The sequence below is a fragment of the bacterium genome (assembly GCA_035308905.1).
GTDB lineage: Bacteria > Sysuimicrobiota > Sysuimicrobiia > Sysuimicrobiales > Segetimicrobiaceae > DASSJF01.
The window spans coordinates 109,511-125,491 of the sequence record DATGFS010000026.1 but is presented as its reverse complement, the minus strand read 5'-3'; the positions used below and the strand labels follow the sequence as shown (position 1 = coordinate 125,491).

General features: G+C 70.5%; 15 protein-coding genes. 12 read left to right on the top strand and 3 right to left on the bottom strand.

Annotated features, from left to right (window positions below; translation table 11 throughout):
• The 4 genes from VKT83_07835 to VKT83_07820 form a co-directional block, all read left to right on the top strand.
• Positions 1 to 299, top strand: a 299-nt coding sequence (locus tag VKT83_07835; protein ID HLY22365.1) for a hypothetical protein, incomplete at its 5' end; no start/stop codon positions are given.
• A gap of 136 nt (positions 300 to 435) precedes the next feature.
• On the top strand, positions 436 to 1,269 hold the full coding sequence (locus VKT83_07830) for an ABC transporter ATP-binding protein (protein ID HLY22364.1): 834 nt from the start codon (positions 436 to 438) through the stop codon (positions 1,267 to 1,269).
• Positions 1,266 to 2,036 (top strand): ABC transporter permease, encoded by a 771-nt coding sequence (locus VKT83_07825; protein ID HLY22363.1) that lies wholly within the window; start codon positions 1,266 to 1,268, stop codon positions 2,034 to 2,036. Before VKT83_07830 ends, VKT83_07825 begins: the two co-directional genes overlap by 4 nt.
• Positions 2,037 to 2,134: 98 nt before the next feature.
• Positions 2,135 to 3,169, top strand: a complete 1,035-nt coding sequence (locus VKT83_07820) for an ABC transporter substrate-binding protein (GenBank protein ID HLY22362.1) — start codon at positions 2,135 to 2,137, stop codon at positions 3,167 to 3,169.
• Between the two features lie 67 nt (positions 3,170 to 3,236).
• Here VKT83_07820 and VKT83_07815 read toward each other — a convergent pair whose 3' ends face one another.
• Together VKT83_07815 and VKT83_07810 are read right to left on the bottom strand one after the other, a co-directional pair.
• Positions 3,237 to 4,088 carry a Ku protein gene (locus VKT83_07815; protein HLY22361.1) on the bottom strand — a complete coding sequence of 284 codons (852 nt, stop codon included), beginning with the start codon at positions 4,086 to 4,088 and terminating at the stop codon, positions 3,237 to 3,239.
• A 140-nt stretch (positions 4,089 to 4,228) separates the two neighbouring features.
• Positions 4,229 to 5,458 (bottom strand): tetratricopeptide repeat protein, encoded by a 1,230-nt coding sequence (locus VKT83_07810; GenBank protein ID HLY22360.1) that lies wholly within the window; start codon positions 5,456 to 5,458, stop codon positions 4,229 to 4,231.
• A 375-nt stretch (positions 5,459 to 5,833) separates the two neighbouring features.
• Between VKT83_07810 and VKT83_07805 the strand changes: the two genes are divergently transcribed.
• From VKT83_07805 to VKT83_07780, 6 genes are read left to right on the top strand one after another with little or no spacing between them, the layout of a single operon-like run.
• Entirely contained in the window at positions 5,834 to 6,355 is a 522-nt protein-coding gene (locus VKT83_07805) for a MerR family transcriptional regulator (protein ID HLY22359.1), read from the top strand.
• Positions 6,352 to 7,845, top strand: coding sequence for an HlyD family secretion protein (locus tag VKT83_07800; GenBank protein ID HLY22358.1), 1,494 nt, complete (start codon positions 6,352 to 6,354; stop codon positions 7,843 to 7,845). Before VKT83_07805 ends, VKT83_07800 begins: the two co-directional genes overlap by 4 nt.
• A 12-nt stretch (positions 7,846 to 7,857) precedes the next feature.
• On the top strand, positions 7,858 to 9,459 hold the full coding sequence (locus VKT83_07795) for a DHA2 family efflux MFS transporter permease subunit (protein ID HLY22357.1): 1,602 nt from the start codon (positions 7,858 to 7,860) through the stop codon (positions 9,457 to 9,459).
• Between the two features lie 53 nt (positions 9,460 to 9,512).
• On the top strand, positions 9,513 to 10,844 hold the full coding sequence (locus tag VKT83_07790; GenBank protein ID HLY22356.1) for a pyruvate carboxyltransferase: 1,332 nt from the start codon (positions 9,513 to 9,515) through the stop codon (positions 10,842 to 10,844).
• A gap of 17 nt (positions 10,845 to 10,861) precedes the next feature.
• Positions 10,862 to 12,205: an HD domain-containing phosphohydrolase gene (locus tag VKT83_07785; protein ID HLY22355.1), complete on the top strand. Its 1,344-nt coding sequence runs from the start codon at positions 10,862 to 10,864 to the stop codon at positions 12,203 to 12,205.
• A 38-nt stretch (positions 12,206 to 12,243) separates the two neighbouring features.
• Entirely contained in the window at positions 12,244 to 13,353 is a 1,110-nt protein-coding gene (locus VKT83_07780; protein ID HLY22354.1) for an alanine racemase, read from the top strand.
• Between the two features lie 9 nt (positions 13,354 to 13,362).
• On the opposite strand, the gene VKT83_07775 is transcribed toward VKT83_07780, so the two are convergent.
• Positions 13,363 to 14,175 carry a serine protease gene (locus VKT83_07775; GenBank protein HLY22353.1) on the bottom strand — a complete coding sequence of 271 codons (813 nt, stop codon included), beginning with the start codon at positions 14,173 to 14,175 and terminating at the stop codon, positions 13,363 to 13,365.
• Between the two features lie 155 nt (positions 14,176 to 14,330).
• Here VKT83_07775 and VKT83_07770 point away from each other — a divergent pair, with 155 nt between their 5' ends.
• Entirely contained in the window at positions 14,331 to 14,789 is a 459-nt protein-coding gene (locus VKT83_07770; GenBank protein HLY22352.1) for a DinB family protein, read from the top strand.
• A gap of 25 nt (positions 14,790 to 14,814) precedes the next feature.
• Positions 14,815 to 15,981, top strand: a complete 1,167-nt coding sequence (locus tag VKT83_07765) for an FAD-dependent oxidoreductase (protein ID HLY22351.1) — start codon at positions 14,815 to 14,817, stop codon at positions 15,979 to 15,981.

Sequence of the window (15,981 nt, the reverse complement as noted above, 5' to 3'; positions counted from 1 at the left end):
CGACCGGTGGCGGGACGACCGGTGGCGGGACGACCGGTGGCGGGACGACCGGCGGCGGGACGACCGGCGGCGGGACGACCGGTGGCGGGACGACCGGTGGCGGAACGACCGGCGGCGGAACGACCGGCGGCGGGACGACCGGCGGCGGGACGACCGGCGGCGGGACCACGGGTGGCGGAACGACGCACGGCAACGGCGGCACTGGCGGCAACGGACAAGGCAATGGTCAGGGCAATGGCGGCGGGGAACAGGGGAACAACGGTCACGGACACACGAACGAGGGCCACAACAACAAGTAAGATCGACACGTAGGAAGCGCAAAAAAACGACCGGCGGCGGCCGACTCCAGGGCGCCGCCGGTTTTCGTTTCCCGGCGATTGAACGGCCGGTGGCGGTTCGAAGGATTTGCTTTCCGGCGGCGCGTATAGGCGGCGGGTGAACGCGCTCGAGTTCGTCGACGTGACGCGGCGGTTTGCGGTCTCCGGCGCCGGGACCTACGTCGCCGTGGAAGCCGTCTCGCTGTCCGTCGCCCCCGGAGAGTTTGTGGCGATCGTCGGGCCCACGGGCGGCGGCAAGTCCACCCTGCTCAACCTCGCGGCGGGCCTGATCCGGCCCACGGCCGGTACCGTCTCGTCGTTTGGCGTGCCCGTCGACGGGATCAACCGGCGGGCCGCCTACCTGTTCCAGCAGGACGTGCTGCTGCCGTGGAAGACCGCCCTCGACAACGTCGTGCTTGGACCGCTGCTGCGGCGGCAGCCGAGAGGCCGGGCGGAGGCGCTGGCGCGGCAGTGGCTGGCCCGCGTGGGCCTGCGCGGGTTCGAGGGCCGCTACCCTCACGAGTTGTCGGGAGGAATGCGCAAGCGCGTCGCCCTGGCGCAGAGCCTCATCGTCGGACCGGAGATTCTGCTGATGGACGAGCCGTTTTCCGCGCTCGACGTGCAGACGCGCGCGCTCATGGAGAACGATCTCCTTCGGATCTGGCAGGATGACCGGAAGACGGTGCTCTTCGTGACGCACGATCTCGAGGAGGCGATCGCGCTCGCCGATCGCGTCCTGGTGCTGTCGGCCGGCCCCGGCGCGCGGATCATCGGCGCGCATGCCGTGACCCTGCCCCGCCCGAGGGACGTTACCGAAGTGCGCCTCGACCCCGCGTTCCAGGACGTCTACCGCGCGGTGTGGGCGCAGCTCCGCGGGGAGGTCCTGCGCGCGTACGCCGCGGCCGCTCCGGACGCGGGAACGCGGGCCGGCGGCGGAGGCGCCGCGTCGTGACCCGCGCGCGGCTGCTGCCCTACCAGGTCGGAGTGCTATTCGCGGTGCTCGCCGCGTGGCAGGTCACCACCCAGCGCCGGTGGGTGGATCCGTTCTTTTTCAGCCAGCCGTCGGCCGTGGCGCGCCGCATCGCCGAATGGTTCGCGACCGGCTTCATCTACCGGCATCTCTGGACGACCGCGCTCGAGACGGTCCTCGCGTTTCTCGCCGGCGCCGCGTTGGGGGTCGTGTTCGGCTTCTGGTTCGCGCGGAGCCCCGCGCTCTCGGCCGTCTTCGATCCGTATCTCAAGATCGGCAACGCCCTGCCGCGCGTCGTGCTCGCGCCGATCTTCACCCTGTGGTTCGGGCTCGGCGTGCTCTCCAAAGTCGCGTTCGGCGTCACGCTTGTGTTCTTCATCGTGTTCTTCAACACGTATCAAGGCATCCTGGAGGTCGACGCCAATCTCCTGAACAACGCCCGCATGCTCGGGGCGAGCGAGCGCGACCTCGTGCGGCACGTGCTGGTGCCCTCGGCGCTCGTCTGGATCCTGAGCAGCCTTCACACGAGCGTCGGCCTGGCGCTCGTCGGCGCCGTCGTCGGCGAGTATTTGGGCGCCGGGCGCGGCCTCGGCTACGTCATCGCCCAGTCCGAGGGCACGTTCGACACGACGGGGGTCTTCGCCGGCATGACCGTACTCGCGGTTTTCACGCTCGTGATCGATCTCATCGTGACGACGATTGAGCGCCGGCTGCTGGCGTGGAAGCCGCAGGCGGCGAGCCGCGCGTAGGACGGGCGCGCCGGGACGCCGGACGGGGCAGGACCGCGCGCGCCGGCGACCGTACTGTTCACTGCTGTACCATGCCGGTTCCAACCGGAGGTGTCCCGATGCGGAAGATGCTCGTCGCCGCGTTCCTCCTTGGGCTCATGGTCGCGCTTGCGGCCGGACCCGGGGGCGCGCAGGTCGAGAAGTCCAAAATCACGCTCGCGGTCGGCGGGCAGGCGCTGTATATCTACCTGCCCGTCACGCTCGCGTCGCAGCTCGGCTACTTCAAGGACGCCGGCGTGGACGTGGACATCGTCGACCTCGCGGGCGGCGCCAAGGCGCTCGAGGCGCTGATCGGCGGCAGCGCCGACGTCGTATGCGGCTTCATCGATCACACCATCGAGATGCAGGCGCAGGGCAAGGCCATCCGGATGTTCGCGCTGTACGACCGCTACCCCGGGCTGGTGCTCGCGGTGACGAAGTCCGGACAGTCGCGCGGGGTCAAGTCGATCGCGGACCTGCGCGGCGCGAAGATCGGGGTGACGGCGCCGGGCAGCAGCACGTACTTCTTCGCCCAGTACCTGCTGTCGAAGAACGGCATCCCCGTGGACCAGGAGTCCTACATCGGCATCGGGACGGCGGCCACGGCCGTCGCGGCCGCGCGCCGCGGCGCGGTAGACGCCCTCGTCAACGTCGACCCGACGATTACGATTTTGACGCGGAGCGGCGACGCGACAATCCTGGCCGACACGCGGACGACGCTCGGGACGCTGCGGGTCTTCGGCGGACCGTATCCGGCCGGCGGCCTGTACGCGACGCCCGCGTTCATCGACCGCAACCCCAAGACGGTCCAGGCGCTCGCCACGGCGTCCGTGCGGGCGCTGCACTGGATCAAGACTCATCCCGCCGCCGAGATCGCGGACCGGATGCCGCCGCAATTCTATCAGTCCGACAAGGCGCTGTACGTGGCATCGCTCGCCGCGAACCTCGAGATGTTCTCACCGGACGGCCGTGTGTCATTGGAAGGTGCGCAGACGATCGCCAAGGTGCTGTCGCAGTTCGACCGCACCGTCGTCGCGAACGCGGCGCGGATCAATCCCGGTCAGACGTTCACGAACCAGTTCGTCGACCAGGCGCACAAGACGCTGGGCTTCTGAGCGGGCGCATAACGAACGAGGCGCCGGACCCGCCGGCGCCTCGGAGAGACGTTCGGACGAGCGCCGGTTACCGCGGGCGCTCCTGCATGCCGCCCGCCGCGGCGCGCCGCTGCCCGCCGGCCGCGCGCGAGGGCCGGGCGCCCGCCGGCCGCTGCTGCGCCATCTCCACGCTGCGCCGCAGCGCCTCCATCAGGTCGACAACCTTGCCCGGCTGTTTGGCCTTGACCTCGGGCACGGGCTGGCCTGTGCCCTTCGCCTCGATCAGCCCGAGCACGGCCTGCCGGTAGTCGTCCTTGAACTCCTCGGGATGGAACTCGATCGCGAGACTTTCGACGAGCTGGCCCGCCATCTTGCGCTCGTTGGGGTGGACCTTCACGTCGACCGGCACCTCGTCGAGTCCCGAGACGGCCCGAACCTCGTCGGCGTAGTACAGCGTCGAGAGCACCATCGCGTCCTGGAACGGTCGGAGCGACACCACATGCTCCTTCTCGCGCATCACGACCTTGCCGACCGCGACGCGGTCGGCCTGGCGCAGCGCCTCCTGCAGCAGCGCGAACGCCTTCGCGCCGCCCTCATCGGGGACGACGTAGTAGGACCGCTCGTAGTAGATCGGATCGATCTCCGAGAGCTCCACGAACCCGGCGATGTTGACGTTGCCGCTCGTGTCGATCGGGATCTTCTCCAGTTCCTCGTCGGTGACGGTGACGAAGTGGCCTTTGCTGACCTCGTACCCGCGCACGACGTCGCTCCACTCGATCACGACCTCGTGGTGTGGACAGAAGCGCTGGTTCTTGATCGGCGTCAGGCACGTGCTGTGGAGCAGGCGGAACCGGACGTCCTTCTCCTCCGTGGCGGTATAGAGCTTCACGGGGATCGTCACCAAACCGAAGCTCACGTAGCCTCGCCAGACCGGTCGCACGATCGCCTCCGGGAGAAGCCTTTGCGGACGCCCGGCCGCGGATGCTCGATCCAGCATCCGCGAAGGGTACCGAGCATTGTATACCGCTCCAGGCCGGCGCGCAAATGTCCGAGCCGAACGCGTGTTCGACTGGCGCCGACTTAGCGGAGGGTTGGAACGGGCTGCGGACCCGCGGGCGCGGGCCGCACGGCGGCGGCGATATCGGGCGGGCGCACGGCCTGCAGCAGCTTGAACGCGCGCTCGTGATACGCCGTGGCTTCCTTGTACCGGCCGGAGAGCCCGGCGACGTGCGCCAAGTCTTTGTAGATCGCCACGAGCTCGACGGTCATCCCCGCATCTTCGCAGTGCCGGGCGGCCGCGGCCAGGGCCCGCTGCGCTTCCTTCAGGTCGCCGGCCGCGGCGGCGAGAATCCCGAGCAGCGCGTGCGCCCGTGCTTCTTCGTCGGGCAGCGCGGCCTCGCGGCTCCGAACCGCGGCGCGCTCGGCCAGCTCCTTCGCCCGCGCGGCGTCACCGCACGCGTCGAGGCACCGCGCGAATTCCGTCAGGGTGCGGCACTCCCCCGCCGCGTCGCGGATGCGCTGTTTCACGGCCAGGCTCGCGGTGAAGTGCTCGACGGCGTCGGCAGGACGTCCCAGCTGCATCAGCAGCACTCCAGCCTCATCGCGCGTGTGCGACAACTGGCGCAAGTCTTCGTACTGTTCGAACAACCCCTGGGCGCGCTCGAAATTCACGAGGGCGCCGTCATAGTCGCCGTCCTTCGCGAGCACGGTGCCGAGCCCGTACAGCGCTTCGCCCACCCGGTTCGGTTGAGTCGCCTCCTCGAAAATCCGCCGCGCCGCGCGATACGCCTCCGCGGCCTCGTCGAGGCGGCCCATCCGGAAGAGCGCGGTGCCGAGCTGCAGATAGATCTCACCGCGCAGTGAGGATTCGGCGCCGGCAAACCGCTCCGCGAGCTCGACCGCGGTCCTCGACAGCACGACCGCGCGCCCGTAGCGGGCCTGCCGGAGCTCGATCGAGGCGAGGCGGTGCGATGCGCGGCACTCGAGCACCGGCGCCTCCGCGGTGTGTGCGCGCGCGCACGCCTCGACGAGACGCGCGTGCGCCTCATCGATCCGGTCGAGGCCGAGCAGCGCCTCCCCCTCGCCGACCCTCGCGTGCAAGTCTAGGAGGGTATCCCGCCGCCCGGCCGCCACGCGCCGCATCTCCACAAACGTGTCAAGCGCCGCGTCGAAACGGCGGCTCGTCAGTTCGGCCCGGCCCCGGCTGCGCAGGACGTCGAGAAACTTCGCGGAGATGACCGCCTCGCCGCCGTCGAGGAAGTACGACACCGGCCGCCCGAGGCGGGCCGCGAGACGTTCAAGCGAAGCCACCGAGGGCTTTGCCCGGTCGTGCTCGAGGAGACTGATGAATCCTTTGGTAAAATCGGGCCGCCCAAGCCCGTCTTGGGTGAGGCCGAGTGCCCGGCGCGCGTCCCTCAGGCGTTGGCCGAAGGTTGTTTTTGCCGCCGGCGGCCCGCCCCCATCCGGCCGGATCCGCACCGGATGGCGGGGGAACGATCCGACGGCCCCTAGCGCGGCGACCCCCTCTACCCCTCGCCCCACATGACGGCCCACGGTATTTAATAGTACTGACCTTTGCCCGTGCCGACAAGCCACAAATATAACATCAAAGACAATCTATGACGCTTACGGAAGAGTATGATATAATGCATGGCATTGCGGTGTGACTGGGGGGTTTGCTCGCCAATGTACATCAAAGAGACACCCGCTGATCCCGGGGCCGGCGGCGGGATCGGACTCGCCGCCGAAGCGGCGGAACCGCTCTACAGGATGGAAGACGTCGTCAAGCGGACCGGCCTCACCCCCCGCGCCATCCGGTATTACGAAGAAGTGGGGTTGCTCGCGGCGCAGTCGCGGACGGCCGGCGGCTTCCGTCTGTTCACTGAGGCCGATGTCGCGATGCTCCAGCGCATCAAGGAGCTGCAGACGCTGCTCGGCTTCTCGCTCGCCGAGATCAAACAAAGCCTGCACGTCGACGCCGCGCGCGCGGAACTCCGTCAGGCGTACGCGCAGGCGACGGACCCGGAGACGCGGCTCGGGATCCTCGACCGGGGCGAGAACCTCGTCCGGTCCCAAATCGGGCTCATCGACGAGCGCGTGGGCCGGCTGATGCAGCTCCGCGCGGAGTACGCGGAGCGGCTCGCCCGGCTGCGCACGCTGCGGGCGCAGATCCTCGGCGGCGACGCCGGCACGGAGTCTTCCCGATGAACGACGCACCCGGCAGAACCGACGTGGAGACGCCGCGCCCAGTAATCGGAGAGCGTCCCAAGCCCGCCGGCGCGGGATCGGCCGACGGCCGCATCACATCCGCGCCGCCGGCCTCAGCCGCGCCGCGCGGGTCATCCGCCGCGGACAACGGCGAAGTGGCGACAGTCTCGCGCACCGTCGTTGAGACCGCGGCGCGCCCGCAGCTCAACCTCAGGCGCATCGCGCTCCTCGCCGCGGCCGCAGCCGGCGTGATCGCGCTGATCGCCCTCGTGGTCTACTGGCGCTCCAACATCGGCATCGTCAAGACGGACAACGCGCAGACGGTGGGCGACATCTCGCCGGTCTCGTCGACGGTCTCCGGAACGATCCTCAAGCTCTACGTCGTCGAAAATCAGCATGTCGCCGTGGGCGACCCCCTGATTCAGCTCGACCCGCAGGACTACGAGGTCGCGCTTGCCCGCGCGAAGGCTTCGCTCGGCGCCGCGCAGGCCCAAGTCCAGGCGCTGCAGGCGGCCCTCGGCGTCCAGCAGCAGCAGTTCCAAGCGGACGTCCAGGTGGCCGCCGCGCGAGTCCAGGCGACGCAGCCGACGCTCCCGCAGGCACAGGCGCAACTGGACATGCAGAATCGGACCACCGCCGCACAGCTCGCGCAGGCCAACGCGCGTGTGTCGACGGCCGCGGCCACGGTCGTCGCGGCGAAGAGCGCAGCCGACACCGCCGCCAAGACGCTGGCCCGCGATCGGCAGCTCCTGGCGCAGGGCGCGATCGCGCAGCAGCAGGTCGATACCGACGCCTCCGCCAACGAGACCGCGCGTGCCCAGTACCAGGCCGCGCAGGATGCCCTCGCGCAGGCCAAGTCCGACGTCCTCGCCGCACAGGCGGCTCGGCAACAGGTGGCGATCGCGCGCGGCGCGATCGCGGTGAACCAGGGCCAGCTTTCGGGGGCGCAGGCGCAGGTGCAGCAGGCGGCCGCCGGCGCCAGCCTCGTCCGGCAGCGCGCGCAGGAGCTGGCCGCGGCTGAGGCGCAGGCCGCCAGCGCCGCCCAGGCGGTGCGGGCCGCCCAGCTGAACGTGGACCGTACGGTGATCCGGGCCCCCGTGGACGGCTGGGTGACCAACCGCACCGCCGAAGTGGGACAGTTCATCCAGCCGAACCAGCCGCTGCTGTCGGTGACCCAGTCGCAGAGCGTCTGGGTGGTCGCGAACGTGAAGGAGACCCTGCTCGGCGGGATCCGTCCGGGTCAGCCGGTCCGCGTCCGCATTGACACCTATCGCGGGCGCACCTTCCGCGGACGGGTGGAAAGCATCGGCACAACCACGGGATCGACGACGGCGCTCTTGCCGCCGGACAACGCGACCGGCAACTTCGTGAAGATCGTCCAGCTGGTGCCGGTGCGCGTCACACTCGACCCGCGCGACGTCGGCTCGCGTCCCTTGCAGGTCGGGCTCTCCGCCGAGGTGGCGATCAACACACGCGGTCCCGCGCGCTAGGGAGCCTCCGCGATGGCCGTCGGTACGCTGACACCGGCCGCCGCCGTCCCCGCGCGGCGCTACGCCGGCAAGTACATCGTCGCGCTCTCGGTCCTCTTCGGCTCCGTCATGGCCGCGATCGACACGAGCGTCGTCAACGTGGCGCTCGCGCACATCCAGGCGAGCTACGGGGTCACGCTGCAGGAAGTGACGTGGGTCAGCACCTCGTATCTCATCGCCGTCGTCATCGTCATGCCGCTCACGGCCTGGTTCGCGTCGGTGCTCGGCCGCAAGCGATTCTACATCCTGTCGGTGGCGGTGTTCACGGTCGCCTCGGCGTTCTGCGGCTTCTCGCGGACGCTCGGCCAGCTGATCTTCTTCCGCGTCCTGCAGGGGCTCGGCGGCGGCGCGCTCCAGCCGATCGCGCAGTCGATCATGCGCGAGACGTTCCCGCCGGAGGAGCAGGGCCAGGCGATGGGCTTCTTCGGCATGGTCGTGCTGCTCGGCCCCGCGATCGGGCCGACGCTCGGCGGCTGGCTCACCGACAACTGGTCGTGGCCGTGGATCTTTTTCGTCAACCTGCCGATCGGCGCGCTCGCGCTGTTCATGGCCTCCTCGTTCATCGTCGATCCGCCGTACATGCGCGGGCGCGGGTTGTTGAAATTCGACGGGGTCGGCATCGGCCTCTTGGCGGTGGGTCTGGCCTCGCTGCAGATCCTTCTCGAGGAGGGGGAGCGCGACGGCTGGTTCGCCAGCACCTTCATCGTGGTCCTCACCGTGATCGCGGTGGTGGTCCTCACCGCCTTCGTGCTCTGGGAGTTACGGACGCCCACGCCCGCGGTCAACCTTCGCATTCTGAGCGACCTCACCTACGCCGCCGGCACGACGATCATCGGCGTCCTCGGCCTGGCCCTGTTCGGCAGCCTGATCCTCCTGCCGCTGTTTCTCCAAAACCTGCTCGGCTACACCGCGACGCAGGCCGGCCTGACGCTTATGCCGCGCTCGCTTGTCATGGTCGTGATGATGCCGGTCGCCGGCTTCCTGTACAACAAGCTCGGCGTCCGCGTCATGCTGCCGTTCGGCCTGGCCGTCAGCGGCACCGCCGGCCTCATGATGTCGCACTTCACGACCTCGAGCAGCCATCTCGGCATCCTGGTGCCGCAGATCATTCAGGGCGTCGGCTTCTCGTTCATGTTCATCCCGCTGTCGACGGCCACGCTGTCGACGATTCCACGGCCGCTGATGCAGAGCGCCACCGGCCTCTTCAACCTGGTGCGCCAGCTCGGCGGCAGCCTCGGAACCGCCCTCGTCATCACGCTGCTGGACCACAAGGTGACGACGGCGAGCGCGAACCTGGTCCGCTACGCGTCGCTGTCTAACCCGGTGTTCATGTCGTGGTGGTCGACCATCCAGGCGGGCCTCCAGGCGCGGGGCAGCGACGCGGTGACGGCGCACCAGCAGGCGCTCGCGGTGCTGCGGATGTGGATCGCCCAGCAGTCCGCGGTCGTGGCGTTCGACTATGTGTTCGCCCTCGTCGGGGCCGTCTTCATCGTCTGCCTGCCGGTTGTGCTGCTGATCCGCGACCGGGACCTCGATCAGATGGCGGCGCGCGCGGCCGCCGCGGCCGCTGACTGAGCGTCCGCGTGCTATCATAGAGATTAAGCAGGAGGTCTCCTGAGGAGGCGTCTGTGGCCACGATTCCGGACCCCGCGAGTCCCGACTACTTTCTCGAGAGTTTCCCTCGGGACGACTTTCCGCGCTACGTCTGGACGCAGCGGCCGAAGGGACTTCCCGCGGAAGCCTGGACCACGGAGACCACCCACCGGGACGGCCAGCAGGGCGGCCTTCCGCTCACGGCCGCGCAGAGTCTCCGCATCTACGATCTGCACTGCCGGTTTACGGCCAAGTCAGGCGCGATCCGGCAGGCCGAGTTCTTCGTCTATCGGCCCTCCGATCGCGAGGCGCTGCAGGGCGCGCTCGAACGCTACCGCGGCGGCGCGCCGATCGAGCCGACGACCTGGATCCGCGCCACGCGCAAGGACGCCGAACTGATCCGCACGCTCGGGGTGCGCGAGACCGGGATGCTTGCCTCCGCCTCCGACTACCACACGTTCCACAAGTTCAAGCCCGGCGGGCGGGCGCAGGCCGCGAAGACGTACCTGGACGCGGTGGCGGTGACGCTCGAGGCCGGCATCCGTCCGCGGCTGCATCTCGAAGATGCGAGCCGCGCCGACATGGACTACATGCTGGCGTTCGTCGAGGCGTGCCTCGACGCCGCCCGGCCGTACGGCGACGCGATGCGGCCGAAGTTCCGCATCTGCGACACGATGGGGCTCGGCCTGCCGTACGACGACGTCGCGCTGCCGCGTAGCGTACCGCTGATGTTCCGGACGCTGCGAACGCGGCTGGGCCTCACCCCGGCCGATCTCGAGTTCCATCCCCACAACGACACCGGACTCGTCGTCGCGAACTGTCTCGCCGCCGTCCGCGAGGGCTGCGGCGCCGTCAACGGCACGTGCCTCGGCAAGGGCGAGCGGACCGGCAACGCGCCGCTCGAGCAGGTTATTTTGCATCTGATCGGCATGGGCTACTTCCCGAACGCGCGGCCGGACTTCACCGCGCTGAACGAGCTGGCGGAATTGTACGCGGAGATGGGCGAGCCGCTGCCGGCCAAGTATCCGCTGTTCGGCCGCGACGCCCACCGGACGCGGGCGGGCATCCATGCCGATGGGCTCAACAAGTTCTGGTGGATGTACGCGCCGTTCGACGTGCCGAAGCTCCTGGGGCGGCCGCTCGAGGTGTCGCTGACCAAAGACTCCGGCCTGGCCGGCCTCATCTTCGTGATCAGGCAGCGCCTCGGCGTCGAGCCGGCCAAGGACGACCCGGCGCTCATCGCCGTGCACGACTGGATGATCCGCGAGTTCGACGGCGGACGCCAGACCGCCATCGAGTGGGAAGAGCTGGAGCCGGTCGTGCGGCGCCACTTCGCCGGCACCGTGGCCCAGACAGCCCGCCGCTAACGACCCCGCGATTTTTCGTGGCCGCGCAGGCCCCGCCCATCCGTCTCTCCGAGGTCTTGTCCGCGCTGTCGTCCGCGCTGGATCTCGCCGAGGGCCAGCCGATCGGACACGCCGTGCGGACCGGCCTCATCGGCATGCGCCTGGCCGACGAATTGGGCCTCGACGCGGCGGCGCGCTCGGCGCTCCTCTACGCGCTGCTGCTCGCCAACGCGGGCGGTCCCGGCACCGCGGATGAGGTCACCGCGCTGCTCGATGGCGACGACCGCGCGCTCAAAGCGGGATTCGCGACCGTGGACTGGACGCGGGCCGTCGCGGCGGCCCGGTACGGGCTCCGCCACGCCGGCGAGGGCCGCCCGGTGTGGTCGCGGACCCGGGCGGTCGTCCGCACGGCGGGCTCTGTCGCCCGCGTCGCGCGCACGTTTATCACCGGACGCGCGGAGCGCGGAGCGGCGGTGGCGCGCCGCCTCGGATTGCCCGAGGCGACCGCGGAGGCGATCCGCGGCGCCGACGAGCAGTGGGACGGACGCGGCCATCCGATCGGCGCGCGCGGCGAGGCGATTCCGCTGCTCGCCAGGATCGTCGGGCTCGCGCGGACGGTCGACGTCTTTGCGACCGCGGGGGGCCCCGAGGCGGCCGTCCGCATGGCCCGCGCCCGGAGCGGAAAGTGGTTCGATCCCGCCCTGGCGGAGCGCGTCGCCGCCTGGGGCGGTGATGCGCTGTGGTGGACCGGCCTTCGGAGCTCGGGGGCGACCGCGCGGCTGGTCGCCGCCGAGCCGGCCGACCGCATCCGCATGGTCGACGACGCCGGCCTCGACGAGATCGCCCGCGCGTTCGCGGGCATCGTCGACTCCAAGCGCGCATGGACCGAAGGACACTCCGCGCGGGTCGGGGCACTCGCCGCCTCGATCGGCGCGGCGCTCGGGGCCGACGCCGCGGGGCGGCAGCGCCTCCTGCGCGCCGGGCTGCTCCACGACATCGGCGAGCTCAGCGTCGCCAACCGTGCGCTCGACAAATCGGACGCGCTGACGCCCGCGGAGTTCACCGAGATCAAACAGCACCCGCGCCAGACCTTCGAGATCCTCTCCAAGATCCCGCCGTTCGCCGACGTTGCCCGGCTCGCCGCGCTGCACCACGAGCGGCTCGACGGGAGCGGGTATCCCTGGGGCCTGTCCGGCGACGAGCTCGGCACAGAGGCCCGCGTGCTCGCCGTCGCCGAAGTCTACGACGCGCTGACCCTGTGGCGCCCGTACCGTCCGGCCATGAGCCCTCAGGAAGCGCTCATGCTGATGCGCAGCGACGCCGGGTTGGACCGCGCCGTCATCGTCGCGCTCGAAGAGCACCTCGGGACGACCAGCGGCTAGGGCACGGCACACAGCCGCGTAGACTGGGGGAAATCGAAATGTCCGCCGCCACCGCGCCAACGCTCGGCATCGACACGCTCGACACGCCCTCGCTCGTTGTCGACCTCGACCGGCTCGAGGGAAACATCGCGCGCTGGGCCGCATACGCCAAAGACGCGGGGGTCAAGCTCCGTCCCCACGGCAAGACCCACAAGTGCGTGGAGATCGCGCGCCGCCAGCTCGCGGCGGGCGCGGTCGGGCTCACACTGGCCAAGATCGGCGAGGCCGAGGTCATGGCGCGCGCGGGCGTCGAGGACATCTTCCTCGCCTACGAGGTCGTCGGGGGGCCCAAGCTCCCGAGGCTGCTCGGGCTCGCGCGCACGATCCGGATCCGCGTCGGCGTCGACAGCATGGAGGTGGCCGCGCCCCTCGCCGATGCGGCGGCGGCGGCCGGCGTGACGGTCGACGTCATGCTCGAGGTCGACACCGGCCTGGGCCGGTGCGGCGCCGCGCCGGGCGAACCGCTGCTTGCCCTCGCGAAAGCGGTGGCGCGGTCGCGCGGCCTGCGTCTAGCCGGCATCTTCACGTACCGCGGCTACCGGCCCGACCTCGAAGCGGCGGGCCGCGAAGAAGGCGAGATCATGGTCCGCGAGGCCGAGCGGCTGCGCGCGGCGGGGTTGGCGATCGGCGACGTCAGCGTCGGCTCGACCCCGACCGGACGCCCCGCGGCGCGGGTGCACGGCGTGACCGAAGTCCGTCCGGGGACGTACGTCTTCAACGATGCGATGCAGGTGCGCTGGGGATCGGCGAAGCCGGAGGAATGCGCGCTCGTGGTGGTCTGCCGGGTGATCAGCCGGCCGTCTCGGGACGTCGCGGTGCTCGACGCCGGGAGCAAGGTGCTGACCGCGGAGCGCGGCCCGTTCAGCAGCAAGGGAGACAGCCACGGCGTGCTGCGCGGCTATCCCGACTGTCAGATCGACCGGCTGTGGGAGGAGCACGGCCGCGTGCAGCTCACCGAGGACGCCCGGCGGCTGCGCGTCGGCGACCTCGTCGAGGTGATCCCGGCCCACGTCTGTCCGACCGTGAACCTGGCGCGGCGGCTCGTCTGTGTGCGGGACGGCCGCGTCGAAGCGACGTGGGAGGTCGCCGCGCGCGCGGAAGTGCAGTAGCGCCCGCGCTCAGCGCGACGCCGTTGCAACCGGCAGTCCGCGGCCAGGGGCCTCGCCCCCCGCGCCGCACGGCCGCCGGAGCGCCGAGCTCGCGATCGCGACCCCGAATGCGAGGTTGTCACCCTCGTTCCAGGTCCACATGCCGACCACGCGTCCGTCGGCGTCCAGCACGGGAGAGCCGCTGTTGCCCTGTCGGGGACGGTTCGTCGACGCAACCCGGAACACGCGCGTGCCGTCGGGCGCCGCGCCCAGCTCATCGACGGTGCCGGCGGCCGCCCAGCGCACGCCCGGCATGACCGGGATCCGTTCCGCGACGAGTCCATATCCGACAACGCGCACGGCGGTACCGGGAGCAGGATCACTGCCGAGTTTCAGCGCGGGAAACGGCGGCAACCCGGTCAGGTGAGCGGTACGCTCGATGCCGCCGAGCATGTACGTCGTAAACGGAAACCGCGACGGGCGCAGCTTGACTTCGGCCACGTCCCGGCCCAGCACCGGCTTGTCTTTCTGGGGATCATACCGGAGCGCGTTCGCGCACACGATCGCGGCGCTGTAGAATTCACGGCCGATGACGGCCAGCAGCCGGTACCGCTCGGGGTTCTGCCGCACCGTGTACACGACGTGGCTGTTGGTGAGCGCGGTGCCGTCGCCGTCGACAAAGAATGCCGTCCCGAGCGCCGGCTGCCGGCCATCCGCGGTCACCGCGAGCAGCATGAACGTCGCGTCGTCCGGATGTGCGGCCGGCTGGCCGCCGGCGCGGCTGCCCGCGAACAGGCAGGCCAGCGCGAGCGCGACGACGCCGTAACGGCCGATCCGCGGCATGCGCCGGTGTTCGGCGAGATGGCGCGGCGCCTCCTGCGCTCTCGATCACGACGGCAGGGCCGCCTCTGCGCCCGCGCCGAAACTTCCCCGCACCACATCTCGCCGCGGGGCCGCGACACGCCCGACCGGTCGCCGCGCGGCAAAGGACGGGGATCATGGACGCGAAAGGGTATGTCACGCAGATGCTCGGCCTCTCCCACACCCGGCTGCGCGAGGCGATCGACGGCGTCTCCGACGCGGATGCCCGGCGCGTCATGGCCGGGAAGCTGACGCCGGTCGTCTGGCAGGTGGGACATCTCGCCCTGGTCGACGGGAATTATGTTCGCCGCGCGGGCGGGGAGTCTCCGGTCCCGGCGCGCTACGCGGAGCTCTTCAAGCAGGGCAGCGGCGGAGAGCAGGATTACCCGCCGCTTTCGGAAGTCTGGAGCGTCTTCGACACGACCCATCGCGTCCTGATGGACCGCGCCTCGGGCGCCGACTACGAGGCGCCGATCGACGCGCCGGCCTACAAGACGGTCGGCGAGATGCTGCTCTACTCCAGTTACCATCGCGGCTACCACATCGGCAAGATCATGTCGCTGCGCGGGCTGCTCGGCAAAGCCCCCCTGAGATAGGCGTCCGGCGACGGACACCGCGGAGATCGTCATCGTCGGCGCCGGGGTGATGGGCGCAAGCGTCGCCCATCACCTCGCGGCGCGGGGCTGCCGCAACGTCGTCGTCCTCGAACGGTACGGCCGGCCCGGCGACGGCAGCACCTCGCGGGCCACGGGCGGCTTCCGGCTGCAGTTCGGCAGTCCCATGCACGTGCGGCTGTCGGCCCTGTCGCGGGAGAAGCTGCTGCGCTTCCGCGAGGAGACCGGCGTGGACCCGGAGTACCGGCCCCGCGGCTACCTGTTCATGGTCCGCGACGAAACCCAGCTGCGAAGTCTGCGCACGGTCTTGGACGTGCAGCGGTCCGCCGGCGTCGACGACGCGCGCGAGGTGACGCCGGAGGAGATCCGGCGGCTGGCGCCCTGGGCGCGCACCGACGACGTCATCGGGGGGACGTTCGGGCCGAGCGACGGCTTCATCCGGCCGCTCGAGATCACGCGCGGCTATCTGGCATCGGCACAGCGGAACGGTGTCCGCGTCGAGTACGACGCCGGCTGGGTCGAATGCCTCGTCCGCGACGAGGGCGGGCGGCGGCGGATCGCCGGCGTGCGCGCCGGCGGCCGCGAGATCGCCGCGCCCTGCGTCGTCAACGCGGCGGGGCCGTGGGCCGGGGTGTTCGCCGCGCGGGCCGGCGTCGACGTGCCGGTGCGGCCGCTCAAGCGGCAGACCGGCATCACGGTGCCGTTTCCGAAACTGTCCGACGACACGCCGATGACGATCTGCCATTGGGACGGCGTGCATTTCCGGGTTCGGGACGGCAGGGTGCTGCTGCTCTGGCCGACCGATCCCACGCCCGAGGAGTCGGCCAAGCCCTTCGATACGACGTTCGACCCGCGATGGCTCGAGGAGCTGCTGCCGCTCGCGCACGCGTACTTCCCGATTCTGCGCGACGCTGCGATAGACCGGCCGCGCTGCTGGGCCGGGCTCTACGAGATGTCGCCGGACCGCCACGCGATCCTCGGCGCGGCGCCGGGCCTCGACGGGATGTATCTCATCAACGGCTCGTCGGGCCACGGCGTGATGCACTCGCCGGCGCTGGGCCAGTTGCTGGCGGAAATCATCCTCGACGGCCGGGCGACGTCGCTCGACGTGGGTCCGCTGCGGCCGTCGCGCTTCGCGGAAGGACACCCCAACCCGAAAGACGACGTGCTGTAG